Source organism: Blastococcus aggregatus (assembly GCF_900221005.1).
In the GTDB taxonomy this organism is placed as follows: Bacteria; Actinomycetota; Actinomycetes; order Mycobacteriales; family Geodermatophilaceae; genus Blastococcus; species Blastococcus aggregatus.
The window spans coordinates 375,950-398,528 of sequence record NZ_OBQI01000001.1; the positions used below are offsets into that span (position 1 = coordinate 375,950).

Below are 22,579 nucleotides of genomic sequence, written 5' to 3' on the forward strand. Positions count from 1 at the left end.
AGGGGCAGGTCCACCCACGCGGGTGAACGGCTGCCCGAAAGGGGGTCGGGTCAGCGGAGACGCTCCCGCGGGAGCGCGGTCAAGCCGGCGCCCTTGACGGCGCTCCCGCGGAAGCGTTGACCGCGGGAGCTGCTTCGAGCCGGAGTCAGCCCAGCGGGCTGCCGGGCGAGTTCGTGCACCCCGTCGTGGCCCGGTGAACACCCCGCGCCCGGTGAGCACGAGGACGTCCTCTGCGACGTCGCGCTCGAGGTCGCGCTCCAGCCCGTCCGGGACCAGGGCGAGCCGGAGGTGGTCCCCGGCGGCGCACGGGGAAGGACCGATCGGCCCTCAGTCCATCAGCGGGTCGGCATCCTCGTCGGCGGTGAACGCCGCCCAGAGAGCGGCGTACGCACCGCCCGCGGCCAGCAGTTCGTCGTGCGGCCCGATCTCCACCAGCCGGCCGTGGGCCAGCACCGCGACCCGGTCGGCCCGCGCCGCAGTCGTCAGGCGGTGCGCGACGACCAGCGTCGTCCGGCGCCGGGCCACCGCGTCGGCCGCCCGCGTCACCGCGGCCTCCGTGGCCAGGTCGAGCGACGCCGTGGCCTCGTCGAACAGCAGCACGTCGGGGTCGACCAGCTCCGCGCGGGCGAGGGCGAGCAGCTGCCGCTGCCCGGCCGACAGTGACCGGCCGCGCTCCCCCACCAGCGTCCGGTACCCCTTGGGCAGCCCGGCGACCATGTCGTGCGCGCCCACCGCCCGGGCGGCGGTCTCCACCTCGGCGTCGGTCGCGTCGGGCCGGCCGTAGGCGATCGCGTCGCGCACCGTCCCGGCGAACAGGAACGCCTCCTGCGGCACGACGCCCAGCCGGTGCCGGTACTGCAGCAGGTCCAGCGAGCGCAGGTCGGCGCCGTCCACGCACACCGCACCCGACGTCGGGTCGTAGAACCGCGCGACCAGCTTCACCACCGTCGACTTGCCCGCCCCGGTCTCCCCGACCAGCGCGAGGGTCTCCCCCGCCGCGACGGTCAGCGTGACGTTCCGCAGCGCCGGCTCGGGCGCCCCCGTGTAGGCGAACGTGACGTCGTCCAGGTGCACCTCGCCGCGCAGCCGGCCCACCGGCGCCGCCTCGGTGGCGGCCGAGGTCGACGACGGCATCCGCAGCAGGTCCCGCAGCCGGCGCAGGCCCACCGAGGCCTGCTGGTAGCTGTCGAACACCTGCGAGAGCTGCTGCACCGGCGCGAAGAACGTGTCCACGTACAGCACGAAGGCGATCAGCACGCCGGTGGTGATGCTGCCGGAGGTGAGCCGGGCGGCGCCGACCGCGAGCACCGCGGCCGCGGCCACCTCGGACAGGAACTCCACGAACGGGAAGTAGGTGGCGATGTACCGCTGCGCCCGGAGCCGGACGTCCCGGTAGGTGCGGGCGTAGCCCTCGAAGACGGCGGTCGAGCGCTCGGTGCGGTTGTACGCCTGGGTGACCCGCAGCCCGGCGACGTCCTCCTGGAGCCGCGCGTTGACCGCGCTGACCCGCTCGCGCGCCTCGGTGTACGCCGGCACCGACCGCGAGCGGAACCAGACGGTCGCGACCAGCAGCACCGGCAGCACGGCCACCAGGACCAGCGCGAGCTCCGCGTCGAACACGAACAACGCGACCAGCACCCCGACCAGGGTGAGCACGCTGATCACCGCGGTGGTCAGCCCGGTCTGCAGGAACGCCGACAGCGCGTCGACGTCCGTCGTCATCCGGGTCATGATCCGGCCGCCGAGCTCGCGCTCGTAGAAGTCCAGACCGAGCCGCTGCAGCTGGGCGAAGGTCTTCACCCGCAGCGTGTACAGCAGCCGCTCGCCGATGCGCCCGGTCAGCCAGGCCGCGCCGCGGGCGAACGCCCAGTTGAGGATCACGAAGGTCAGCGCGATCGCCGCGACGGCCATCAGCAGGGAGAGCGACTGGGCGGTCACGCCGTCGTCGATGCCCTTCCGCACCAGCGCGGGGATCGCCAGCAGGGTGGCGGTGTCCCCGGCCACCAGCACCAGGGCGGCGGCCAGCGGCCAGCGGACGGGCCGGATCAGCCGCCACAGCGAGAAGTCGGGTTCCGCGGCGCGCGCCCGCTCGGGCGGCACGTCGGGCCGGTCGGTCGCCGGGGGCAGCCGGTCGACCAGCTCCCGCAGCGACGCGGTGGGAGCCGCCGCGGCGGCCATCCCGCCCGAACCCGGCGCACCGATCGAGGCGGGCGCGGCCCGCGACGGGCCGGCGTCCTCGGCCTGCGCCTCCGGCTCGGGCCAGGCCTCCGGGGTGGTCCCGCCCGGGGGCAGCTCGTCGGCCAGCGGCGGGACGTCCCCCTCGGCGCCGGAGAGCAGCAGCCGGTACAGCGGGGACCGCGCCTCGAGCTCCGCGGCGGTGCCGACGTCGACCACCCGGCCGGCGTCGAGGACGGCGACCCGGTCGGCCAGCGCCAGGGTCGAGCGCCGGTGCGCGACCAGCAGCACCGTCCGGCCCCGCATCTCCCCGCGCAGCGCCTCGTGGATCCGCGCCTCCACCGCCGCGTCGACGGCGGAGGTCGCGTCGTCGAGCACCAGCACGCGCGGCGCGACCAGCAGCGCGCGGGCCAGCGCGACCCGCTGCCGCTGCCCGCCGGACAGGGTCAGCCCCTGCTCCCCGACCACGGTGTCGTAGCCGTGCGGAAGCTCGCCGATGAAGCCGTCGGCCTGCGCGGCGCGGGCGGCGGCGCGCACCTCGTCGTCGGTGGCGTCGGGCCGGCCGAAGGCGATGTTGGACCGCACCGAGTCGGAGAACAGGAAGCTGTCCTCGAACACGACGCCCATCGCCGAGCGCAGGTCCTCGGTGTCCAGGTCGCGGACGTCGGCACCGCCGACGCGCACGCTGCCTGCGGAGACGTCGTAGAACCGGGGCAGCAGGTTGACCACGCTGGACTTGCCCGAGCCGGCCGTGCCGATCAGCGCCAGGGTCTCCCCCGGCTCGATCCGCAGCGACACCCCGGACAGCACCGGCCGGTCGTCGTCGTGGCCGAAGGTGACGTCGTCCAGCTCGACGGTCAGCGGCCCGGCCGGCAGCGTGCCGGTGCCGGGCAGGACCGTCGGCCGGCTGTCCACGATCTCCAGGACCCGCTCGACGCCCGCCCGGGCCTGCTGTCCGATGGTGAGCAGCGCGGCCAGCTGGCGGACCGGGGACACGAGCGCGGCCAGGTAGGTGGCGAAGGCCAGGAAGGTGCCTAGGCTGATCGAGCCGCGCAGCGCCAGCCAGCCGCCCAGCGCCAGGACGCCGACCTGCCCGAGCGCCGGCACGGCCTGCAGCAGCGGGTTGTAGCGCGCGGTGAACCGGACCACCCGCATCCGGGCGCCGTACAGCCGGCGGGCGCCGGAGTCGATCCGGTCGAGCTCGCGGTCCTCCTGGCCGAAGCCCTTGACCACGCGCACGCCGGTGACGGCCGCTTCGACGTCCCCGACCACCGCCCCGGCCTGCTGCTGGGCCGCCCAGTTCGCCGGGAAGAGGTCGCGCCGCGAGCGCAGCGCCACCCACCACAGCGCCGGGCCGACGGCGAGCGCGACGAGGGTCAGCAGCGGCGACAGCCAGGCCATCACGCACAGCGAGACGACGAAGAGCAGCGCGTTGCCGGTCAGGTTGGGCAGGAACGCCAGCAGCCCCTGGACGAGCGTGACGTCGCTGATCGCCCGGCTGACCGTCTGGCCGGTCTGCAGCCGGTCCTGCCCGGGCCCGTCGACCCGGGCCAGTGCGGCGTGGACGTCGTTGCGCAGGTCCATCTGGACGTCGAGGGACAGCCGGCCGGCGAGGTACCGACGGACGAAGCCGGCGGCGAACCGCAGCACGCCCGCCGCGACCAGCGCGACGACGAACGGCGTGACGTCGACCGACCGGCCCGACTCCACCCCGTCGACCACCCGGTCGACCACTTCCCGCACCAGCAGCGGCGCGAGCCCCGCAACGACCGAGGCGACCAGCGCGGCGGCGAACGCGCCGTACAGGTCACCCCGGTGCCGCAGGCAGTAGCCCAGCAGCCGCTTGAGCCAGCCGCCCTCCGGGGGCGGGGGCGCGGGCCGACCGCGGGTACCGGGGGGCTGGAGTTCGGTCGCCGTCACGAGGGGACCGCCGCCCCGCGCGGGGCGACGGAGGGGTGCGGCACACCGTCAGTGTGCGACGCCCCTCCGACATCCCGCAGCCGGGGGCGCGGCCGCGGCGATCACTCGAAGTAGCGCCGCGGCGCCTCCACCAGCATCTGCCGGATCTGGTCCTCGGTGACGCCCCGCTCCCGCAGCATCGGGAGTACGTCGGTGCTGATGTGGGTGAAGTTCCAGTTCGGCGCGATCTGCTCCTTCGCGGCCTGGGCCTCGACGCCGGGGAAGTAGTCGATGTAGCAGCTCGCGTCGTGCGCCAGCACCATCTGCCCGGCGTAGCCCCGCTCGGCGAGCGCGACGATCGTGTCCACCCGGGAGGACGTCGGGTTGTAGATGTCCAGGCCGAAGCGGTCCATGCCGAGCAGGCAACCAGCCTCGGCCAGCTCGCTCAGGTAGTCCAGGTCGTTGCTGTCGCCGGCGTGCCCGATGACCACCTTGCTCAGGTTCACGCCCTCGTCGCGGAACACCTGCAGCGCCATCAGTCCCGCCTGGTTGGCCACCGACGTGTGCACAGTGATCGGAGCACCGGTCGCGCGGTGCGTGGCCGAGCAGGCCCGGAGCGTGCGCTCCACCCCGGGGGTCAGCCCCTTGGCCTCGACCACGCACTTCAGGAACGCGGCCTTCACCCCGGTGCGGGAGATGCCGTCGGTCAGGTCGCGGGTGAAGTCGGAGACCATCGGGTCCGTCGGCAGGTCGAGCAGCAGACCCGGCCCCCGGTGCTCGTACTGGTGCGGCAGCTCGTCGTAGGTGTAGAGCCCGGTGGCCACGATGATGTTGAGGTCGGTCTGCTCCGCGACCCGCTGCACCCGCGGGATGTAGCGGCCCAGGCCCCACACGGTGGGGTCGAGGATCGTGTCGATCCCCAGCGCCTTCAGCTCGTCCAGCTTCGTGACGGCGTCCGCCACGCGCTCGTCCTCGTCCCACCAGTCGCCGTCGCCGTAGTTCTGCACGTGCTCGGTGGAGAGCACGAAGACGTGCTCGTGCATGAGGGTGGCCCCCATGTCGGCGGTGTCGATCGGGCCACGGACGGTCTCGACGGTGGGCATGGTTTCCCTTCGGTGGATGGACGGAACAGTCAGCGCACCGGCTGCCAGTCGGTGCCCTCGCGCAGCGAGGGCTTGAGCACCTTGCCGCCGGGGTTGCGCGGCAGCGGCTCGGTGCGGATGTCGACGAACTGCGGCACCTTGAAGTCGGCCAGGCGCTCCCGCGCGAAGGTGACCAGCTCCGCGGCCTCGAGGGTGCGACCGGGAAGGGGCACCACCACCGCGCCGACCTTCTCGCCCATCATCGAGTCGGCGACCCCGATGACCGCGACCTCGCCCACGGCCGGGTGCGCGGCGAGGGCGTTCTCCACCTCGACGCAGTACACGTTCTCGCCGCCGCGGTTGATCATGTCCTTCTTGCGGTCGACGACGTAGACCCGCCCGTCGTCGTCGATGCGGGCCAGGTCCCCGCTGTGCAGCCAGCCGTCGACGAAGGTCTCCGCAGTCTGCTCGGGCTTGCGCCAGTAGCCGGCGACGACGTGCGGGCCGCGGATGAGCAGCTCCCCCACCCCGCTGTCCGGGTCCGGGGAGTCGAGCCGGACGTCGACCACGGGTGCGGGGTAGCCGACGGAGTCCGCGTGCTCGGCGGCGTCCTCGTGCGGCAGGTAGGTCGAGACCGACGAGGTCTCCGTCAGCCCGAAGCCGTTGCCGACGCGGGCCGTCGGGAACGCCTGCTGGATGCGGTGCACCAGGTCGGGGGCGATCGGCGCACCGCCGTAGCTCAGCGAGACGACCGAGGAGGTGTCGACGTCGGCGAAGCCCGGCTGCTGGAGCGCCAGCCAGTAGATCGCCGGCACGGTGGTGAGGACGTCGACGCGCTCGTCCTCGATCGCCCGCAGGAACACGCTCACCTCGAACGCGGGCATGATCACCGACTTCCCGGCCAGCGCGGTGACCACGAGCAGCTGCGAGTTGCAGCCGGTGACGTGGAACAGCGGCACCGAGATCAGCGTGGTGCGCGGCTCACGGCCCAGGTCCAGGCAGCGCAGGCAGGTCTCGATGTTGGACAGGAAGTTCTCGTGGGTGGTCATCGCACCCTTGGGGAAGCCCGTCGTCCCGCTCGTGTAGAAGATCCCGGCCAGATCGGTGTGCTGCTGGTCGGTGGTCTCCAGCGGCTCGCCGTCCGGCAGCGGTGCGCCGGGCTCGCAGACGAAGACGGCGCCCGAGTCCTCGACGACGTACCTCACCTCGGGCTCGGCGAAGCGGGTGTTCACCGGCACGACGACGCCGCCGGCGAGCAGCGTGCCCCAGAAGGCGTAGACCCAGTCGTTGCCGTTGGGCAGCCGGTTGGCGACCCGGTCGCCCGGCTGCACCCCGGCCGACCGCAGGCCGCCGGCGACGCGGGCGGCGCGGTCCCACAGCTGGCGGTAGGTCACCCGCTCGCCGCCGAGCTCGACCAGCGCCTCGCCGTCCGGACTGCGCTCGACCACCGTCCGGAGCATCTCGGTCAGGTTCCGCGGCAGGTCCCGGTAACGGCGGATGCCGTCCGTGCCCACCTCGATGCCGTCGCGATCGAAGGGGTACGGCATGCCGACCTCCGGGACGTCGTCGTCAAGCGCTGGTCAGCGGAGTCTGTCGCGGTGGTGGTCCCGCGTCCAGACGAGCGCCACCGGCTGCCTCCGGCCCCGGGTCGGCGGGCCCCGCACTCCGGGACCTCCGCCCCCTCCCGCCGGCCCGCGACGGAACTAGCGTGGTTCTCGGGCGTCGGGTAGCCGGCGTCCGGACGCCGGTCTCCGCGGCCGGCCTCCCTCGGGAGTCGTCATGACCGTCCCCGTCGATCGGCCGCCCGCCGCGGTCGAGCAGAACCCTCCCGCCGCCGAGCCCCCGGATCCGCCGGACCGGAGGACGACCGCCGAGAAGCTCGGCATCGAGGACCACCTGGTGCTGCTGCTGGTCATCGTGGCGGCGGCCGTCGTGCTCGCCTTCACCGCCATGATCGTCCTCACCGCGCTGGGCGGCGGGACCGACTACGTGCCCTGGAACGACTGACCCGATCAGGCGCCGGCAGCGGCGACCAGCAGCAGCGAGGCGTCCGCGAGCTCCAGCGGCCGGGCGACCAGCGCTGCGCCGTTCAGCCGGCGGACTCCGCGATCCGCCGGATCGCCTCGAGCGTCGCCGGGATGCCCTCGTGAGCGGCGCGCGTCCGGTCGGCGATCTGCTCCTCGGCGGCCTCGCCGTACAGCGTGTGGAAGAGGGCGATCCCGTCGGGCAGGAACTCCCACGACTCGGTCAGCCGCGTGCCCTCGTCGACCGGCTCCATGCGGAACGCCCAGCGCACGTACGTGCCGCCGACCATCCAGGCGAACTCCCGGCCCCGGTCGGCGGCGATCACCTCGCTTCGGGTCTCCCAGGTACGCCCGGGCACCTCGTTGCGGCCGGTGAACCAGGCGCCGACGCGCGCGGAGCCGCCGTCGTCCCACCAGCACGCGCGGCAGACGGGACTCCACTCACCGGTGCGGGTCACGTCCGAGACGAGGTCGTACACCGCCTCCGGCGTGGCTCGGACGACGACGGACGACGAGTGCGTGCGGTTGTCCACCACGACATCCTCGCAACCGCGTAGCGTCGCGGCACGGAGCCGTCCAGGCTTCCGACGAGCGGAGCGCACGCCATGGGTGACAAGTCCCCGAAGCAGTCATCGACGAAGAAGCCCGCCGGGAAGACCATCAAGGAGAAGCGCCAGGAGAAGCGGTCGGCGGCCGACACGTCGTCGCAGATGGACAACCTGACGCACGGCACCAAGAAGCACTGACCCGCTGAGCACCGGTGCGGCGCCGCTCCGCGCGCCGCACCGCCCGGGTCAGGACGGCCGCCTGCCGTCCGAGCGGATCAGCACGTTCCCGTGCTCGTCCTCCACCGTGTAGTGGATCGTCTGCGCCCGGATCCGGCCGCTCTCGATCAGGTAGGAGTCCGCGCCGTCGCGGATCCGGTACGGGCCCTCGTCGACCGTCCACTCGAGGAAGCCCATCCGGCCCTCGACGAGCCAGGTGACGTACGTCCACCGCCCGCTGGGGATCTCCGTCATCAGCTGGCGGGCCAGCTCGCGCACTCCACCGATGCCGTGGAACACCCCGCGACCGGTGAGGACGACGACGTCCTCCCCCACGTTGCGGGCGAGATCCGCCTCGAACCCGTCCGGTAGAGCGGCCAGCCGCAGGTGGTCCTCGAGCACTTCCCGCGGACTGCGCTCGGTCAGGTCCTGATCGGTCATGACGGCCTCCCGGAGTCGGAGCGGCTCGATCGTCCCCCTCCGCGGCCCGCCCGGGAACCGGTGCCGTCCCGGCGCGCCGGACTACCGCAGGGTGGCGACGACGACGTGCGGCCCGGGCTCGGCGAGCGCGGCCCGCACCTGGTCGGCCAGCTCCTCGGCGGTGGTGGCCCGCGTGGCCGGCACGCCCATGCCCTGCGCGATCGACACGAAGTCCAGCGCGGGGCCGGTCAGGTCGAGCAGCTTGCGGGCGCGCTCGCCGTCGCTGGCCGCGCCCACCCGGGTGAGCTCGTGCTCGAGGATCGCGTACGAGCCGTTGTCGCAGATGATCGTGGTGATGTTCGCCTGCTCGCGGGCGTAGCTCCACAGCGCCTGGATCGTGTACATCGCGCTGCCGTCGGCCTGGATGCCGATCACCGGCCGGTCGGGGCAGGCCACGGCCGCACCGAGGGCCATGGGCAGCCCGTCGCCGATCGCGCCGCCGGTCAGCGACAGCCAGTCGTGCCGCGGGCCGGCCGAGGTCATCTCGGTGAGGCCCGCCCCCGAGGTCAGCGCCTCGTCGACGACGATCGCGTTCTCCGGCAGCAACGCACCGACCACCGCCGCCATCGACCGCGGGTTCAGCTTGCCGCTGGGCAGCTCGGGGGTCTCGCGCTCCATGACCTCGGGCTCGGCACCGGGTGCGGCCAGCTCGGCCAGCGCCTCGAGTGCCGCGACGCCGTTCTCCCCCGGCTGGCTCAGCACGTGCACCGTGCAGTCGTCCGGCACCGGGTGGCCGGGCAGGCCGGGATAGGCGAAGAAGTGCACAGGGGCCGTCGCCCCGGCCAGGACGAGGTGCTTCGTGCCCTTGAGCGCCGCCATCGCCATCTCCGGCGGGTAGGGCAGGCGGTGCAGGTCGGGCAGCCCCGCGCCGCGGGCGGTGCGCGCGGGGAAGGTCTCGGCGACCAGGCGCACCCCGGTGCCGGCGGCGACCCGCGCCGCGGCCAGCTGGCCCTCGGGGGACGCCATGACGTCACCGCCCAGGAAGATCACCGTCTCCGCACCGGTCAGGACCTCGGCGATCCCCTCGATCAGCGACGGCGCGGCGTGCGGCCGCGGCCGGACGTTCAGCGGGGTGGCGGGCTCGGCGCCCTCCTCCCACGACACGTCGGCCGGCAGGATCAGCGTGGCGACGCCGGTCTTCTTGGCCATCGCGACGGCTTCGGCGGCATCGCCGGCCACGTCGGCCGGGGACAGCGACCGGCGGACCCAGCCGGAGACGGTGCCCGCGATGGCGTCGATGTCGGACTCCAGCGGAGCGTCCAGGCGCTTGTGCGAGCGGGCGTGGTCACCGACCACGTTGACCAGCGGCGCCCGGCCGCGGCGGGCGTTGTGCAGGTTGGCCAGCCCGTTGCCCAGGCCGGGGCCGAGGTGCAGCAGGGTGGCTGCCGGGCGGCCGGCCATCCGCGCGTAGCCGTCGGCGGCACCGGTGGCGACGCCCTCGAAGAGGGTCAGCACGGCGCGCATCTCGGGCACGTCGTCCAGCGCCGCGACGAAGTGCATCTCGGAGGTGCCCGGGTTCGAGAAGCAGACGTCCACGCCCGCGTCGACCAGGGTCCGGATCAGTGCCTGTGCGCCGTTCACGTCTCCGACCATGGCACGCGTCACATCCGCCGGCCACACCGGGGGCTGGTCAGTCCGGCCGCTCGCCGGTGCGCCGGCGCGCCTCCACCAGGCTGCCCACCGCGACGACGGCCAGCGCGACACCCGCGCCGGCCAGGGCGACGCGCGAGGAGTCCCCGATCCGGATGAGCAGGTAGATCATCAGCGGGAGGACGACCGGCAGCAGCATCAGCGCCCGCTGCCGGAGGCCGGGCACGGGCCGCGCGCCGGAGGACGGGGAGTCGGGCACGGCGCTCATCCTCGCACCGGCAGACTCCCCGTGACCGACACCGACCGAGGAGAGCGACCCATGGCCGACGCCACGACCACCACCGCAGCCCGCCGCGCCCACCCCGCGCACAGCGCCCTGGTGGGCCTCGCCTCCCTCGGCGTGCTGCTGCAGGGCGTGTGGGCCGGGCTGTTCATGGGCGGCTCGGACGACTACGGCACCTGGGCGAGCGTGCACCAGCACGGTGGCGAGGCGACCGTGCTGCTGGCCTTCCTCGCCACCGTCGCGGCCTTCGTCTGGCTGCGCGGCAACCGACCCGTCCTGATCGGCACCACGCTGCTGTTCGTCCTGCTGGTGATCGAGCTGCTGCTGGGCATGGCCATCGACGGCACGCGGACGGCGGTCGTCGTCCACGTCCCGCTGGCCATGCTGCTGCTGGCCCTGGCGGTCTGGCTGCCGACCGCCGCCCGGCGGGCCTGACCGCTAGAAGGTCAGCACCAGCCGGCCGCGGACCCCGCCGGCCTCGAGCATCCGGTGCGCCTCGGCGGCCTGCTCGGCGGGGAAGGTCTGCGCCACCCGCAGGGTCACCGCGCCGTCCTCCACCAGCTGCCGCAGGCCGTCGAGCGCCGCGCGGTCCTCGGCGATCTTGCGCACCAGGGTGGGGAAGAACCGCAGGTCCTCGCGCGACCCGTCGCCCTTGTAGCCGCGCACGGTGGCCACGGCGCCGCCGTCCTTCACCGCGGGCAGCACCAGCGCGTCCTGCACCGAGCCGTCGGCCAGGCCGTCGACGCCCTCGGGATAGTGCTCGCGGATGCGGTCGGCGACGTCGTCCCCCCGGCGGACGACGACGTCGGCGCCGAGGTCGCGGACCAGCTGCTCGTCGGCCTCGGAGGCGTCGGCGATGACGGTGAGCCCCTCGGCCTTGGCCAGCTGGATCACGTAGCCGCCGTACGAGCCGGCCGCGCCGGTCACCGCGAGCACCTGGCCGCGCTGGAGGCCCATCAGGTTCAGCGACAGGCGCGCGGTCAGCCCGTTCATCGGCAGCGTCGCCGCGGCCACGGCGTCGACGCCCTTCGGCGCGCGGACGACGGAGTCGCCGGGCAGCACCTTGTCCTCCCGGTAGCCGCCGTACGGCCCGAAGGGGACGACGATGCCCATCGCGAGGTCGCCCACCTCGAGGTGGTCGACCCCCTCCCCCACCTCGGAGACGACGCCCGCGACGTCCATCCCGGGCACCCACGGCGGGGTCTTCACCGGGTCGCGGCCGGCGTAGACCCCGGACCGCGCGTAGGTGTCGGTCGGGTTCACCGTGGCGGCCTGGACCTGCAGCCGTACCTGACCCGGGCCCAGCGGCTCGGCCTCGACGTCGACGATGTGGAGGGCCTCGGGCCCACCGAACTCGGTCACTCCAGCTGCGCGCATGCCTCCTGACTACACCACCCCCGGACGCACCGCGGCCCCCGTCCCGGAGATCGGGACGGGGGCCGCAGGTCAGCGGGGTCAGCCCTTGAGCTTGTACTCCTTGAGCAGGCCGCGGCTGATGATCGTCTTCTGGATCTCGCTGGTGCCCTCGCCGATGAGCAGGAACGGCGCCTCGCGCATGAGGCGCTCGATCTCGTACTCCTTGGAGTAGCCGTAGCCGCCGTGGATGCGGAAGGACTGCGTGGTGACCTCGGCGCAGTACTCGCTGGCGAGGGTCTTGGCCATGCCCGACTCGACGTCGCTGCGCTTGCCGGCGTCCTTGAGCCGGGCCGCGTTCACCATCATCAGGTGGGCGGCCTCGACCTTGATCGCCATCTCGGCGAGCTGGAAGGCGATCGCCTGGTGCTGGGCGATCGGCTTGCCGAAGGTCTCGCGCTGCTGGGCGTAGGCGATGGCGAGCTCGAAGGCGCGGATGGAGATGCCGCAGGCGCGCGCCGCCACGTTGACCCGGCCGACCTCGACGCCGTCCATCATGTGGGCGAAGCCCTTGCCCGGGACGCCACCGAGGATCTCGGAGGCCTTGGCCGCGTAGCCGTCGAACACCAGCTCGGTGGTGTCGACGCCCTTGTAGCCCATCTTGTCGATCTTGCCCGGGATGGTGAGTCCGGGCTTGACCTCGCCGAAACCGGCCGGCTTCTCGATGAGGAACGTGGTCAGGTTCTCGTGCGCGCGCTCGGCGCCCTCGTCGGTGCGCACGAGAGCGGCGACCAGGGTGGAGCTGCCGCCGTTGGTCAGCCACATCTTCTGGCCGTTGATCGTGTAGTCGCCGTCGGCGTTCTTCGTCGCCTTGGTGCGGATCGCGGCGACGTCGGAACCCAGGCCGGGCTCGGACATCGAGAACGCGCCACGGACCTCGCCGGTCGCCATGCGCGGGAGGTAGTACTCCTTCTGCTCCTGCGTGCCGTGCTGGCGCAGCAGGTAGGCCACGATGAAGTGCGTGTTGATGACGCCGGAGACGCTCATCCAGCCGCGGGCGATCTCCTCGACCACCAGCGCGTAGGTCAGCAGCGACTCGCCGAGACCGCCGTACTCCTCGGGGATCATCAGGCCGAAGATGCCGAGCTCCTTGAGCCCGTCGACGATCTGCTGCGGGTAGATGTCGCCGTGCTCGAGCTCCTGCGCGTGCGGGATGATCTCGCGGTCGACGAAGCTCCGCACCGTCGACAGGATCTCGCGCTGGATGTCGGTCAGGTCCGCGGTCTGGGCCAAGCGGGTCATCGGTCTCCTCCGGGGACTCCGGTGTCCATAGTCAGCGGAAAGTATGTGCTACCCCCGGCGAGCACCTGCCCACGAGGGCAGAAATGGCCATGTCTGCCCTCCGGACGGGTGGGCGGGCGCCGGGGAAACGGCCGCCAGCGCGCCGCCGTCGCCGGAGAGCGGGAACCCGTGGTGGAGTAGCCCCACCGGCCACCCGGCCCGCCCCGGCCGAGCAGAGGACATCCGATGAGCACTCCCGACGACACGACCCGGACCACGCCCGACGGGGGCCGCTACCCGGGCGAGCAGCCCCCCGGCCAGCCGGGGTACGGCCAGCCCGGCTTCGGCCCGCCGCAGTACCCCCAGCCCGCCCCGGCGCAGCAGCAGTGGGGGCAGCCCGGCTACGGCCAGCCCGGCTACGGACAGCAGCCCTACGGACAGCCGCCGTACTACGGCGGCGCGCCGGGGTACCCCTACGGACGGCCGACCAACTCCCTGGCGATCCTGTCGCTGGTGCTGGCCTTCGTGTTCGCGCCGGCCGGGCTGATCACCGGCATCATCGCCCGCAAGCAGATCAAGCAGACCCACGAGGACGGCGACGGCCTCGCGCTGGCCGGGATCATCGTCGGCGGGATCGTCACCGCGCTGTTCGTCCTGATGATCGTGTTCTGGATGGTCGCCGTCGTCGCCGTCACCAACGAGGGCTTCTAGCTCCCCGGGCCGCAAGGCAAAGGAACCTCCACCTATGGATTCGGGGTCCGATCCGTAGGTAGAGGTTCCTATGCCTGGGGAAAGCGGATCAGCTCTCGGGCGGGGTGAAGCTCGAGGTGCGGGACAGCCCGGCCGCGCGGCCCTTGCCCGCGATGACCAGCGCCATCTTGCGGCTGGCCTCGTCGATCATCTCGTCGCCGAGCATCGCCGAGCCCTTCTTGCCACCGGCCTCCGACGTCGCCCAGTCGTAGGCGTCGAGGATCAGCTCGGCGTGGTCGTAGTCCTCCTGCGACGGCGCGTAGATCTCGTTGGCGGCGTCGATCTGGCCGGGGTGCAGGACCCACTTGCCGTCGAAGCCGAGCATCGCCGAGCGCTTGGCGACCTCCTCGAACGCGGGCACGTCGCGCACCTGCAGGAAGGGGCCGTCGATGGCCTGCACGCCACGGGCGCGGGCGGCCATGAGGATCTGCATGAGGATGTAGTGGAACGGGTCGCCCGGGTAGTCGGGGTGCAGCGCGCCCACGACCAGCGACTTCATGTTGATCGAGGCCATGAAGTCGGCCGGGCCGAAGATGATCGTCTCGATGCGGTCGCTGGCGAACGCGATGTCGTTGACGTTGATGAGGCCCTGCGCGGTCTCGATCTGCGCCTCGATGCCGATCTTCCCGACCTCGAGGCCGTTGGCCTTCTCGATCTGGGTGAGCAGCATGTCCAGCGCCTTGACCTGCGCGGCGTCCTGCACCTTCGGCAGCATGATCGCGTCGAGGTTCGCGCCGGCGCCGCCGACGACCTCGAGGACGTCCTGGAAGGTCCACTCCGTCGTCCAGTCGTTGACGCGGACGGTGCGGATCTTGTCGCCCCAGCCGCCCTCGTTCAGCGCGGCGACGATGTTCTTGCGGGCACCGGGCTTGGCCAGCGGCGCGCACGCGTCCTCGAGGTCGAGGAACACCTGGTCCGCCGGGAGGCCCTTGGCCTTCTCGAGGAACCGGGGGTTGCTGCCGGGAACGGCCAGGTTGGAACGACGGGATCGGAGCTCGGCCACGGTGCCTCCGCTGATTGGAGTCGACGAAATCGGTTGCCCGGAGCGTAACGACGCGCCTCGCGGCCCGCGTCATCGCGGTGATCACCCGGCGAGCTCGGAGAGCCACCGGTCGAAGGTCTGCACGCCCCGATCGGCATCCGGCCCCGGCACGAGCGTGCCGTCGCGGAACGCCCGCCCGAGCCTCCCCGGCAACGGGACGGGGAGCACCACGCCTCCCCGGCCGGTGGACCGGGCGTAGTCCCGCACCATGTCGGTCATCCGCAGGACCTCCGGTCCGGCGAGGTCGGGCACGCGCCCGGCGGGCCCCGCCTCGACCAGGTCGGCCAGGCGCTCGGCCACCTCCCGGGCGGCGACCGGCTGCGACCGCATCACCGGCACCGGGTGGAGGGGGCCGAACGCCAGCTGGGCGTGGAGCTGCCCGGCGAACTCGTGGAACTGGGTCGCCCGCAGCAGGGTCCAGGGCACCGGCCCCGTCGTCACCAGTTCCTCCTGCACGACCTTGCCGGCGTAGTGGCCCTCGGGTGCCCGGTCGCAGCCGACGACGGACAGCGCGACGTGGTGCCCGACGCCGGCGCGGGCCTCGGCGGCCAGCAGGTTGGTGGAGACGGCCCGGAAGAAGCGCACCGCCTCCTTCCCGGACTGCGTCATCACCGACGCCACGTCCACGACGGCGTCGACCCCGTCCAGCGCCGCGTCCAGCCCCGTGCCGGCGACGAGGTCCACCCCGGAGGAGCGCGCCAGGACGACGGCCTCGTGCCCGCGCTCGCCGACGACGTCCACGACGTGGCGGCCGACGGTGCCGGTCCCACCGGCGACGGCGAACCTCATGGGGTGCCCGCCTCGACGCCGGTGCGGATCCCCGACGGGCCGCTCGGCGTGCTCGCCCGGACGGGCAGCAGCAGCGGGACGGCCAGCACGATGGGAGCTCCGAGCGCGATCACCTGGGCGACGGCGTCGACGGCGTCCAGGTCCCCGAGGTGGTGCAGGTGGTAGCCGAGGTGCGGCACCGAGCAGACGATCCAGGCGGTCGCGACGACGAGGCCGGGCCCGCGGTCGCGGTACCGGGTGGCGACCGCCGAGGCGACGGCGAGCCCGAGGTTGAACGTCCCGACGTCGCGGACGAGGTGCTCGTTGTACGGCCCGTCGGCGGCGACCCAGGACGAGAACGGGCCGGGGAACGACTCGTGGAACGAGGCGGGGAAGGCGGCGGCCCAGAGCCCCACGTACGCGCCGAGGAGGACGAGGATCCACAGCAGGATCCGGCGTGCGGTCGGTGTCATGCCCAGAGGACGACGCAGCGCCGCCGGACGTGACACGGGCGTCAGGTGGCGGCTTCGACCAGCGTCGTCGGCCGGCTGCCGCGCACGACCAGCGCCACCCCGACGACGACGGCGAGCATCCCCGGCAGCGCGAGCAGCGGCGGCGCCTGCTGGAGCAGCACCAGCGCGACCAGCGTCGCGCCCGGCACCTCCAGCAGGATCACCAGGCTGACCATCGTCGGGCCGACCGTCGAGAGCACCAGGTTCAGCAGCGTGTGCCCGAGCAGCTGGGCGCAGACGGTGATCCCGGCGATCAGCAGCCAGTCGCGGCCGCTCATCCCGAGCAGCGGCACGTCGAACAGCACCGCGCCCACGGCGACCGCCATCGCGCACACCGAGTAGGCGACGACGGCGTAGGCCGAGGTGGACAGCCGCTCCCGCGCCTTCGCTCCGGCCAGCACGTACCCACCGGCGAAGATCGCGCCGAGCAGCGCCAGCCCGTCCCCGGCGAGCGCCTCGAGGCTCACCGAGACGTCCACGCCGGCGATCAGCCCAGCGCCGACGACCGAGAGCACCAGCCCCCACCAGACCGTGGCCGGCAGCCGCACGCCGGCGAACCGGGCGGCCAGCGCCGTCCAGATGGGGGTGGTGGTGACCAGCGCGGTCGACGCCGCGACGGTGGTCATGGTCAGGCTCGGCAGCCACGCGGCGAAGTGCGCCGCCAGGAACAGCCCGGCGACCACCGAGCTGCGCAGGTCCCTCCATCCCAGCCCGTGCAGCGTGGCGCGCTCCCGGGTGAGCAGCACCGGGAGCAGGAGGGCCGCGCCGGCGGCGTTGCGCCAGAAGGCGACGGCGAGCACCGGCGCCACGACCAGCGCGGTCAGCGGCCCCGACATCGAGACGCCGAGGACGGCCACGCCCATGAGGACGACTTCGCGGCCGACGGGCCGCTGGACCGCCCAGGAGGACGGCGGGGCGGACACGTTCAGCGGGGCAGCCGGATGCGGCCGCTCGCCACCGGGACCACGCTGCCGCGGACGGTGGCGCCGACGGCCTTGGCGGCCGCGGCGGTCACCGTGCACTCGAGCACCGACGGGCGGCCCATGGCCTCGCCCTGGCGGACGGTGAACGACGACGTCCCGTCGGCGGCGAGCAGGCCGGTCTCGACCAGCCACACGCCGGTGCCCAGCGCCGCCGAGCCGGTGGCCGGGTCCTCGCCCCAGGACAGGTCGCCGGCGAACACCCGGGCGTAGGCGGTGGCGGTGGCGGCGTCCCAGGAGAGCACCGACACGCCCTCCCCCACGGTCAGGTCGCGCAGCGCGGCGGGATCGGGGACGGCGCGGCCGACGGCGTCCGGCCGCACGGACAGGTAGGCGAACGGCAGCCCGCAGCCGGCGACCTCGACGGGCACGCCGGTGAGGTCGGCGGGGTCCAGCCCCAGCGCGCGGGCCAGCTCCTCGCCGGCGGGGCCGTCGGCCAGCGTCGGCGTCCCACCGGAGAGCGTCGCGCCGTGCTCGTCGACGACGACGTCGAGCACCCCGGCGCCGCACTCCTGCCGCAGCGTGCCCGCGGCCAGCCGCCCGGTGCGGACCAGCGTGTGCGCCGCCCCGACGCTGGGATGGCCGGCGAACGGCAGCTCGGCGTAGGGCGTGAAGATGCGCACCCGGTAGTCGGCGCCGGGCTCGGTGGGGGTGCAGAGGAACGACGTCTCCGACAGGTGGAACTCGTTCGCCAGCGCCTGGCACTGGGCGGTGTCGAGCCCGTCCGCGTCGAACACGACGGCCAGCGGATTCCCGGCGAAAGCCCGCGGCGCGAACACGTCGACGATCTCGTAGTCCAGCAGCTCCGGGCCGTTCACGGCGCCGACGGTAGCCTTGGCGTTCGTGACCTCGGTGAGCAGGGCGTACGTCTCGCGGCTCGCCGGACTGACGGTGTTCGACCCCAACGGCGACCGCATGGGCAAGGTGCGCGACGTCGTCGTCGCCCTCCGGATGGGCACCGCCTGTCCGCGCGTGCTCGGGCTGGTCGTGGAGGTCGTCGCCCGCCGGCGCATCTTCGTCCCGATGGGCCGGGTCACCGCCATCGACCAGGGCGCGGTGATGCTCTCCTCGGGGACGATCAACCTCAAGCGCTTCGAGCAGCGCGCCGGCGAGACGCTGGTGCTCGGCGAGCTGCTGGACCGCTCGGTGCAGATCGTCGAGGGCGGCAAGCCCGCGCACGTCGTCGACGCCGGCATCGAGCAGACCCGCACCGGCGAGTGGCAGCTGGCCAAGCTCGCCGTCCAGGAGCCCGGCCGGCTCGGCCGGCGCGGGCAGCTGCACACGCTCGCCTGGGACGAGGTGGCCGGGCTCGCGCTGCCGCAGACCGGGCAGGGCGCCGAGACGCTGATCGCCACCTACCGCGAGCTCAACGCCGCCGACATGGCGCACGCGCTCCAGGAGCTGCCGATCAAGCGCCGGCACGAGGTCGCCGAGGCCATGGACGACGAGCGGCTGGCCGACGTCCTCGGTGAACTGCCCGAGGCCGACCAGGTGGTCATCCTCGGCACGCTGGAGGAGCGCCGCGCCGCCGACGTCCTCGAGGAGATGGACCCCGACGACGCCGCCGACCTGCTGTCGGAGCTCTCCAACGTCGACCGCAACCGGCTGCTGGAGCTCATGGAGCCCGACGAGGCCGAGTCGGTCCGCCAGCTGCTCAAGTACTCGGAGGACACCGCCGGCGGGATGATGACCAGCGAGCCGGTCATCCTCTCCCCCGACGCGACGATCGCCGAGGCGCTGGCCCGGGTGCGCGAGCCGGAGCTGACCCCCTCGCTGGCCAGCCAGGTGTACGTCTGCCGCCCGCCGTCGGCCACGCCCACCGGCCGCTACCTGGGGCTGGCGCACATCCAGCGACTGCTCCGCGAACCACCGTCCAGCCTGGTCAGCGGCATCCTCGACGATCTCGAGCCGCTGCGACCCGAGGCGCCGCTGGCCGAGGTGACCCACTACTTCGCCACCTACAACCTGGTCGCCGCACCCGTGGTCGACGCCCAGGGCCGGCTCGTGGGTGCGGTGAGCGTGGACGACGTCCTCGACCACCTGCTGCCCGACGACTGGCGCGAGCGGGCGCGACGTGGCTGAGAAGCCGCGCCTCGACACGCCCAGCGGCGGGCCCCGCCGGTTCACCGGGTTCCTGCGGCTGAACCCCGACTCGGTCGGCGCCTTCGCCGAGGGGATCGCCCGGTTCCTGGGCACCGGGCGCTTCCTCGCCGTCCAGACGATCATCGTCATCGTCTGGATCACCCTGAACGTGGTCGCGGTGAACCTCCGCTGGGACCCCTACCCCTTCATCCTGCTCAACCTGGCGTTCTCGACCCAGGCCGCCTACGCGGCACCGCTGATCCTGCTGGCGCAGAACCGGCAGGCGGACCGGGACCGCGTGCAGGCCGAGGAGGACCGCGCCCGCGCGGCCTCCACCCGCGCGGACACCGAGTACCTGGCCCGCGAGCTTGCCTCGCTGCGCGTCGCGGTGGGCGAGCTGGCCACCCGCGACTTCATCCGCGGGGAGCTCAACCGGCTGGTCCCCGACGACGGCGAGGACCGGGACCGGAAGAAGAAGGACAAGAAGCGCCGCGAGGCGTCCACCGATCCGGTCGCGTGAGGCTCAGCCGGTCAGCAGGTGCACGCCCGCACCGGTGGCCCCGGCGAGCACGATCACCACGATGAACGGCGCCCGCAGCGCCAGCGCCAGCGCCGCGACCGCCAGCCCGGCCAGCCGGCCGTCGACCACGACGCGGTCGTCGCTGGTCAGCCCCTGCACCGCGACAAGGGCGGCCAGCAGCGCGGCCGGCACGAAGTCGACGACGCGGGCCACCCACGGTTGCTCCACCCAGGCGGCCGGCACCGACATGCCGGCGAGCTTGAGCAGGTAGCAGCCGACCGAGGCGACGACGACGGCCACCCACAGCGTGTCCCCGCTCATGCCGCCCGCTCGGCGGTCCGGGGCCGGCCGGCCAGGGCGACGGCGACGACCGCGACGATCACCTGCACCCCGGCCGGCACGAACGGCGTCAGCGCCAGCGCCACGCCCGCGCCCCCGAGAGCGACCCGTCGCTGCGCGCCGGGCTCGGCCGATCCCCGCGCGGTCAGCCGGGGCCACAGCAGGGCCAGGAAGGCGGCGGGGACGACGGAGTCCAGCGCCGCCTCGGCGGTGCCACCGAGCCCGGAGGCGCCCAGCGCGCCGACCAGCGTCATGGCGTTCCAGCCGAGGTAGATGGTCGCGCCGGTGGCCCAGAAGGCCAGCCGGCCGAGCTCGCGGTCGGGCGCGGCCACGGCCATGGCGGTCGTCTCGTCGATGACCCAGTGCGCCGCGGCGGCCCGCCCCAGTGCGCTCCGCGGCGCCAGGAGCGGCGCCATCCGGACCCCGTAGACGGTGTTCCGGGTGCCGAGCAGCAGCGCGCTGCCGACCGCCGCCGGCGCGCTCCCCCCGGCACCCAGGACGCCGACCAGGGCGAACTGCGAGGCGCCGGTGAACATCAGCGCCGACAGGGTCAGCGCCTGCCAGGCGTCGAGACCCGCGGCGTCGGCGGCGGCGCCGAACGCGATGCCGTAGAGGCCGACGGCGACGCCGAGACCGACGGCGTCGCGCAGTGTGCGGGTGCGGTCGGCGGCGGACACGTCCGCCGAGGTTAGGCGGCGCCGGTCCCGCCGCCGGACCCGTCCCCGGCCCGCGCCCGCCGCCGGTGCACCGTGCGGTCGAGGATGCCGAGGGTGCCCTTGAGCGCGCTCTCCGGGACGATCGGGAAGGTGAGGAACGGCCGGAGGTCCTCGCGCAGGTCCGACCAGTCGCAGAACGAGGTGACGAGCGTGCCGCCGTCGGCGGGCTCGAGCCGGTAGCCGTAGACGTGCCGCAGCGGGGGCTTGATCGTGCCCTCGATGGTCCAGGCGATCTCGCGGTCGGGCCGGTAGGTCGCGATGACCACCTCGACGTCGTAGCGCCCCATGGGCAGGTCGCCGAGGGCCTCCCGGTCCATGTGCACGAGGAACCGGTCGCCGACGGCCGAGACCGGCTCGCCCTCGGCGTCCATGAGCATCCCGGAGGCGTCGATGTCGACGTGCCCCTGCGGATCGCGCAGCACCGCGAAGACCTCCGCGGGGGTCGCCGGGATCAGCCGGGTCGCCTCGATCCGCTCGGCGGCGGGCTCGGAGGGGGGCGCGGGGACGCTGGAGCTGCTCATGCGAGGAAGCATGGCACCGACCTGAGCAGCAGATCACCCCTGCGCTCGGCGGCGCCCTGCCCGGGCCGCCGTACAGTGGCGACGTCCCGAGTGCGCCGGCCTGCGCTCCTGTCGCGGCAGGCCACCCACGGGTCCCCCGTCGAAGGAGACACACACCCCGATGACCGACACCATGACCGGCAGCCCGGCGCTCGACGCCATCACCGCCGCTCTGGCCACCGTCCAGGATCCCGAGATCAACCGCCCGCTCACCGAGCTGGGCATGGTCAAGGACGTCCAGATCGGCGCGGACGGTTCCGTGCGCGTCGAGGTCTACCTGACCGTCGCCGGCTGTCCGATGCGCGAGACGATCACCAACCGGGTCACCACCGCGGTCGGGGCCGTCGCGGGGGTGACCTCGGTGCAGGTCGGGCTGGACGTCATGAACGACGAGCAGCGCGCCGAGCTGCGCAAGACCGTCCGCGGCACCGACGTCGCCGAGCCGGTCATCCCCTTCGCCCAGCCCGGCTCGCTCACCCGCGTCTACGCGGTGGCGTCGGGCAAGGGCGGCGTCGGCAAGTCCTCGGTCACCGTGAACCTGGCCGCCGCGCTGGCCAAGCGCGGCCTGTCCGTCGGCGTCGTGGACGCCGACATCTACGGCCACTCGGTGCCGCGGATGCTGGGCACCGACGAGAAGCCGACCCAGGTCGACAGCATGATCATGCCGCCGCAGGCCCTCGGGGTGAAGCTGATCTCGATCGGCATGTTCACCCCGGGCAACACCCCGGTCGTGTGGCGCGGGCCGATGCTGCACCGCGCGCTGCAGCAGTTCCTCGCCGACGTGTGGTGGGGCGACCTGGACGTCCTCCTGCTGGACCTCCCCCCGGGCACCGGCGACGTCGCGATCTCGATCGCGCAGCTGCTGCCGAACGCCGAGATCCTCATCGTCACGACTCCGCAGCTCGCCGCCGCCGAGGTGGCCGAGCGCGCGGGTGCGATCGCGACGCAGACCCACCAGCAGGTGGTCGGCGTCATCGAGAACATGTCCTGGCTGGAGCTCCCCGACGGCTCGCGCATGGAGATCTTCGGCTCCGGCGGCGGCGAGGCGGTCTCCGACGCCCTGACCAAGACCCTCGGCGCCCGCGTGCCGGTGCTCGGTCAGATCCCGCTCGACACGCGACTGCGGGAGTGCGGCGACGCCGGCGCCCCGATCGTGCTGACCGAGCCGGACTCCCCGGCCGCGCAGGCACTCATCAAGATCGCCGACGGGCTGGCCAGCCGCCAGCGCGGGCTGTCGGGCATGTCGCTGGGCCTCACGCCGGTCAAGCGATAACCCTGTCGTCCTCCGGACGACACCGCGTCCAGGTGTCGTCCCGACGTGCGCTGAGCCGCTGCGTCGTGCCTGCGCGGAACCCTCCGGGCTCCACTCGGCACGACAG

The 22,579-nt window shown here is 73.6% G+C and carries 24 protein-coding genes; 7 read left to right on the top strand and 17 right to left on the bottom strand.

Translation table 11 applies throughout. The annotated features are described in order from the left end of the window. Positions 1 to 327: 327 nt before the first annotated feature. From CRP29_RS01905 to CRP29_RS01915, 3 genes are all read right to left on the bottom strand, one after another. On the bottom strand, positions 328 to 4,095 hold the full coding sequence (locus CRP29_RS01905; RefSeq protein WP_097193366.1) for an ABC transporter ATP-binding protein: 3,768 nt from the start codon (positions 4,093 to 4,095) through the stop codon (positions 328 to 330). Between the two features lie 101 nt (positions 4,096 to 4,196). Beyond that, positions 4,197 to 5,177, bottom strand: a complete 981-nt coding sequence (locus tag CRP29_RS01910; protein WP_097193367.1) for a phosphotriesterase family protein — start codon at positions 5,175 to 5,177, stop codon at positions 4,197 to 4,199. A 29-nt stretch (positions 5,178 to 5,206) separates the two neighbouring features. Beyond that, positions 5,207 to 6,703, bottom strand: a complete 1,497-nt coding sequence (locus CRP29_RS01915) for a class I adenylate-forming enzyme family protein (RefSeq protein ID WP_097193368.1) — start codon at positions 6,701 to 6,703, stop codon at positions 5,207 to 5,209. Between the two features lie 232 nt (positions 6,704 to 6,935). Between CRP29_RS01915 and CRP29_RS01920 the strand changes: the two genes are divergently transcribed. After that, positions 6,936 to 7,163 carry a hypothetical protein gene (locus tag CRP29_RS01920; protein WP_097193369.1) on the top strand — a complete coding sequence of 76 codons (228 nt, stop codon included), beginning with the start codon at positions 6,936 to 6,938 and terminating at the stop codon, positions 7,161 to 7,163. 82 nt (positions 7,164 to 7,245) lie between these two features. Here CRP29_RS01920 and CRP29_RS01925 read toward each other — a convergent pair whose 3' ends face one another. Continuing rightward, positions 7,246 to 7,713 carry an SRPBCC family protein gene (locus CRP29_RS01925; RefSeq protein WP_097193370.1) on the bottom strand — a complete coding sequence of 156 codons (468 nt, stop codon included), beginning with the start codon at positions 7,711 to 7,713 and terminating at the stop codon, positions 7,246 to 7,248. A gap of 72 nt (positions 7,714 to 7,785) precedes the next feature. Between CRP29_RS01925 and CRP29_RS22545 the strand changes: the two genes are divergently transcribed. Further along, positions 7,786 to 7,926, top strand: a complete 141-nt coding sequence (locus CRP29_RS22545; protein WP_176522792.1) for a hypothetical protein — start codon at positions 7,786 to 7,788, stop codon at positions 7,924 to 7,926. A 48-nt stretch (positions 7,927 to 7,974) separates the two neighbouring features. On the opposite strand, the gene CRP29_RS01930 is transcribed toward CRP29_RS22545, so the two are convergent. The 3 genes from CRP29_RS01930 to CRP29_RS01940 form a co-directional block, all read right to left on the bottom strand. Next, positions 7,975 to 8,385 carry a nuclear transport factor 2 family protein gene (locus tag CRP29_RS01930; RefSeq protein ID WP_097193371.1) on the bottom strand — a complete coding sequence of 137 codons (411 nt, stop codon included), beginning with the start codon at positions 8,383 to 8,385 and terminating at the stop codon, positions 7,975 to 7,977. An 81-nt stretch (positions 8,386 to 8,466) separates the two neighbouring features. Beyond that, a complete protein-coding gene (locus tag CRP29_RS01935; RefSeq protein WP_176522793.1) occupies positions 8,467 to 10,005 on the bottom strand; it encodes an acetolactate synthase large subunit in 1,539 nt (512 codons plus the stop codon). 49 nt (positions 10,006 to 10,054) lie between these two features. Continuing rightward, the gene (locus CRP29_RS01940) at positions 10,055 to 10,273 is read right to left on the bottom strand and encodes a hypothetical protein (protein ID WP_097193373.1); all 219 of its coding nucleotides are present in this window, start codon (positions 10,271 to 10,273) and stop codon (positions 10,055 to 10,057) included. A gap of 60 nt (positions 10,274 to 10,333) precedes the next feature. Between CRP29_RS01940 and CRP29_RS01945 the strand changes: the two genes are divergently transcribed. Further along, positions 10,334 to 10,732, top strand: coding sequence for a hypothetical protein (locus CRP29_RS01945; RefSeq protein WP_097193374.1), 399 nt, complete (start codon positions 10,334 to 10,336; stop codon positions 10,730 to 10,732). A 3-nt stretch (positions 10,733 to 10,735) separates the two neighbouring features. Here CRP29_RS01945 and CRP29_RS01950 read toward each other — a convergent pair whose 3' ends face one another. Together CRP29_RS01950 and CRP29_RS01955 are read right to left on the bottom strand one after the other, a co-directional pair. Then, complete coding sequence (locus CRP29_RS01950; RefSeq protein ID WP_097193375.1) at positions 10,736 to 11,674, bottom strand: quinone oxidoreductase family protein; 939 nt, start codon at positions 11,672 to 11,674, stop codon at positions 10,736 to 10,738. Between the two features lie 78 nt (positions 11,675 to 11,752). Continuing rightward, positions 11,753 to 12,952 (bottom strand): acyl-CoA dehydrogenase family protein, encoded by a 1,200-nt coding sequence (locus tag CRP29_RS01955; protein WP_097193376.1) that lies wholly within the window; start codon positions 12,950 to 12,952, stop codon positions 11,753 to 11,755. A 225-nt stretch (positions 12,953 to 13,177) separates the two neighbouring features. Between CRP29_RS01955 and CRP29_RS01960 the strand changes: the two genes are divergently transcribed. After that, positions 13,178 to 13,642 (top strand): DUF4190 domain-containing protein, encoded by a 465-nt coding sequence (locus CRP29_RS01960; RefSeq protein ID WP_097193377.1) that lies wholly within the window; start codon positions 13,178 to 13,180, stop codon positions 13,640 to 13,642. Positions 13,643 to 13,730: 88 nt separating this feature from the next. On the opposite strand, the gene CRP29_RS01965 is transcribed toward CRP29_RS01960, so the two are convergent. The 5 genes from CRP29_RS01965 to CRP29_RS01985 all read right to left on the bottom strand — a co-directional run bounded on the left by CRP29_RS01965 (position 13,731) and on the right by CRP29_RS01985 (position 17,801). Beyond that, positions 13,731 to 14,684 carry an HpcH/HpaI aldolase/citrate lyase family protein gene (locus tag CRP29_RS01965; RefSeq protein WP_097193378.1) on the bottom strand — a complete coding sequence of 318 codons (954 nt, stop codon included), beginning with the start codon at positions 14,682 to 14,684 and terminating at the stop codon, positions 13,731 to 13,733. Positions 14,685 to 14,765: 81 nt separating this feature from the next. After that, entirely contained in the window at positions 14,766 to 15,512 is a 747-nt protein-coding gene (locus CRP29_RS01970) for an SDR family oxidoreductase (RefSeq protein ID WP_097193379.1), read from the bottom strand. Further along, the gene (locus CRP29_RS01975; RefSeq protein WP_097193380.1) at positions 15,509 to 15,964 is read right to left on the bottom strand and encodes a hypothetical protein; all 456 of its coding nucleotides are present in this window, start codon (positions 15,962 to 15,964) and stop codon (positions 15,509 to 15,511) included. Before CRP29_RS01975 ends, CRP29_RS01970 begins: the two co-directional genes overlap by 4 nt. Before the next feature lie 41 nt (positions 15,965 to 16,005). Further along, a complete protein-coding gene (locus CRP29_RS01980) occupies positions 16,006 to 16,926 on the bottom strand; it encodes a DMT family transporter (protein WP_245852305.1) in 921 nt (306 codons plus the stop codon). A gap of 2 nt (positions 16,927 to 16,928) precedes the next feature. Then, positions 16,929 to 17,801: a PhzF family phenazine biosynthesis protein gene (locus CRP29_RS01985; protein ID WP_245852306.1), complete on the bottom strand. Its 873-nt coding sequence runs from the start codon at positions 17,799 to 17,801 to the stop codon at positions 16,929 to 16,931. A 25-nt stretch (positions 17,802 to 17,826) separates the two neighbouring features. Between CRP29_RS01985 and CRP29_RS01990 the strand changes: the two genes are divergently transcribed. Further along, positions 17,827 to 19,065 carry a magnesium transporter MgtE N-terminal domain-containing protein gene (locus CRP29_RS01990; RefSeq protein ID WP_097193382.1) on the top strand — a complete coding sequence of 413 codons (1,239 nt, stop codon included), beginning with the start codon at positions 17,827 to 17,829 and terminating at the stop codon, positions 19,063 to 19,065. Further along, the gene (locus tag CRP29_RS01995; protein WP_097193383.1) at positions 19,058 to 19,585 is read left to right on the top strand and encodes a DUF1003 domain-containing protein; all 528 of its coding nucleotides are present in this window, start codon (positions 19,058 to 19,060) and stop codon (positions 19,583 to 19,585) included. Before CRP29_RS01990 ends, CRP29_RS01995 begins: the two co-directional genes overlap by 8 nt. A 3-nt stretch (positions 19,586 to 19,588) precedes the next feature. Here CRP29_RS01995 and CRP29_RS02000 read toward each other — a convergent pair whose 3' ends face one another. The 3 genes from CRP29_RS02000 to CRP29_RS02010 are packed head-to-tail and all read right to left on the bottom strand — an operon-like array spanning position 19,589 to position 21,161. Further along, on the bottom strand, positions 19,589 to 19,906 hold the full coding sequence (locus CRP29_RS02000) for an AzlD domain-containing protein (RefSeq protein ID WP_097193384.1): 318 nt from the start codon (positions 19,904 to 19,906) through the stop codon (positions 19,589 to 19,591). Next, complete coding sequence (locus CRP29_RS02005) at positions 19,903 to 20,601, bottom strand: AzlC family ABC transporter permease (RefSeq protein ID WP_097193385.1); 699 nt, start codon at positions 20,599 to 20,601, stop codon at positions 19,903 to 19,905. The genes CRP29_RS02000 and CRP29_RS02005 overlap by 4 nt, the downstream gene beginning before the upstream one ends. Before the next feature lie 11 nt (positions 20,602 to 20,612). Continuing rightward, a complete protein-coding gene (locus tag CRP29_RS02010; RefSeq protein WP_217991421.1) occupies positions 20,613 to 21,161 on the bottom strand; it encodes an SRPBCC family protein in 549 nt (182 codons plus the stop codon). 160 nt (positions 21,162 to 21,321) lie between these two features. On the opposite strand from CRP29_RS02010, the gene CRP29_RS02015 reads away from it, so the two are divergent. Then, positions 21,322 to 22,473: an Mrp/NBP35 family ATP-binding protein gene (locus tag CRP29_RS02015; RefSeq protein WP_097193387.1), complete on the top strand. Its 1,152-nt coding sequence runs from the start codon at positions 21,322 to 21,324 to the stop codon at positions 22,471 to 22,473. Positions 22,474 to 22,579 lie beyond the last annotated feature (106 nt).

What these genes read in the sequence shown, in the direction of transcription:
- CRP29_RS01910 (WP_097193367.1), bottom strand. Translation starts at nt 5,177, where the DNA reads ATGCCCACCGTCGAGACCGTCCGTGGCCCGATCGACACCGCCGACATG.
- CRP29_RS01915 (WP_097193368.1), bottom strand. Translation starts at nt 6,703, where the DNA reads ATGCCGTACCCCTTCGATCGCGACGGCATCGAGGTGGGCACGGACGGC.
- CRP29_RS01920 (WP_097193369.1), top strand. Translation starts at nt 6,936, where the DNA reads ATGACCGTCCCCGTCGATCGGCCGCCCGCCGCGGTCGAGCAGAACCCT.
- CRP29_RS22545 (WP_176522792.1), top strand. Translation starts at nt 7,786, where the DNA reads ATGGGTGACAAGTCCCCGAAGCAGTCATCGACGAAGAAGCCCGCCGGG.
- CRP29_RS01930 (WP_097193371.1), bottom strand. Translation starts at nt 8,385, where the DNA reads ATGACCGATCAGGACCTGACCGAGCGCAGTCCGCGGGAAGTGCTCGAG.
- CRP29_RS01945 (WP_097193374.1), top strand. Translation starts at nt 10,334, where the DNA reads ATGGCCGACGCCACGACCACCACCGCAGCCCGCCGCGCCCACCCCGCG.
- CRP29_RS01950 (WP_097193375.1), bottom strand. Translation starts at nt 11,674, where the DNA reads ATGCGCGCAGCTGGAGTGACCGAGTTCGGTGGGCCCGAGGCCCTCCAC.
- CRP29_RS01955 (WP_097193376.1), bottom strand. Translation starts at nt 12,952, where the DNA reads ATGACCCGCTTGGCCCAGACCGCGGACCTGACCGACATCCAGCGCGAG.
- CRP29_RS01960 (WP_097193377.1), top strand. Translation starts at nt 13,178, where the DNA reads ATGAGCACTCCCGACGACACGACCCGGACCACGCCCGACGGGGGCCGC.
- CRP29_RS01970 (WP_097193379.1), bottom strand. Translation starts at nt 15,512, where the DNA reads ATGAGGTTCGCCGTCGCCGGTGGGACCGGCACCGTCGGCCGCCACGTC.
- CRP29_RS01975 (WP_097193380.1), bottom strand. Translation starts at nt 15,964, where the DNA reads ATGACACCGACCGCACGCCGGATCCTGCTGTGGATCCTCGTCCTCCTC.
- CRP29_RS02000 (WP_097193384.1), bottom strand. Translation starts at nt 19,906, where the DNA reads ATGAGCGGGGACACGCTGTGGGTGGCCGTCGTCGTCGCCTCGGTCGGC.
- CRP29_RS02010 (WP_217991421.1), bottom strand. Translation starts at nt 21,161, where the DNA reads ATGAGCAGCTCCAGCGTCCCCGCGCCCCCCTCCGAGCCCGCCGCCGAG.
- CRP29_RS02015 (WP_097193387.1), top strand. Translation starts at nt 21,322, where the DNA reads ATGACCGACACCATGACCGGCAGCCCGGCGCTCGACGCCATCACCGCC.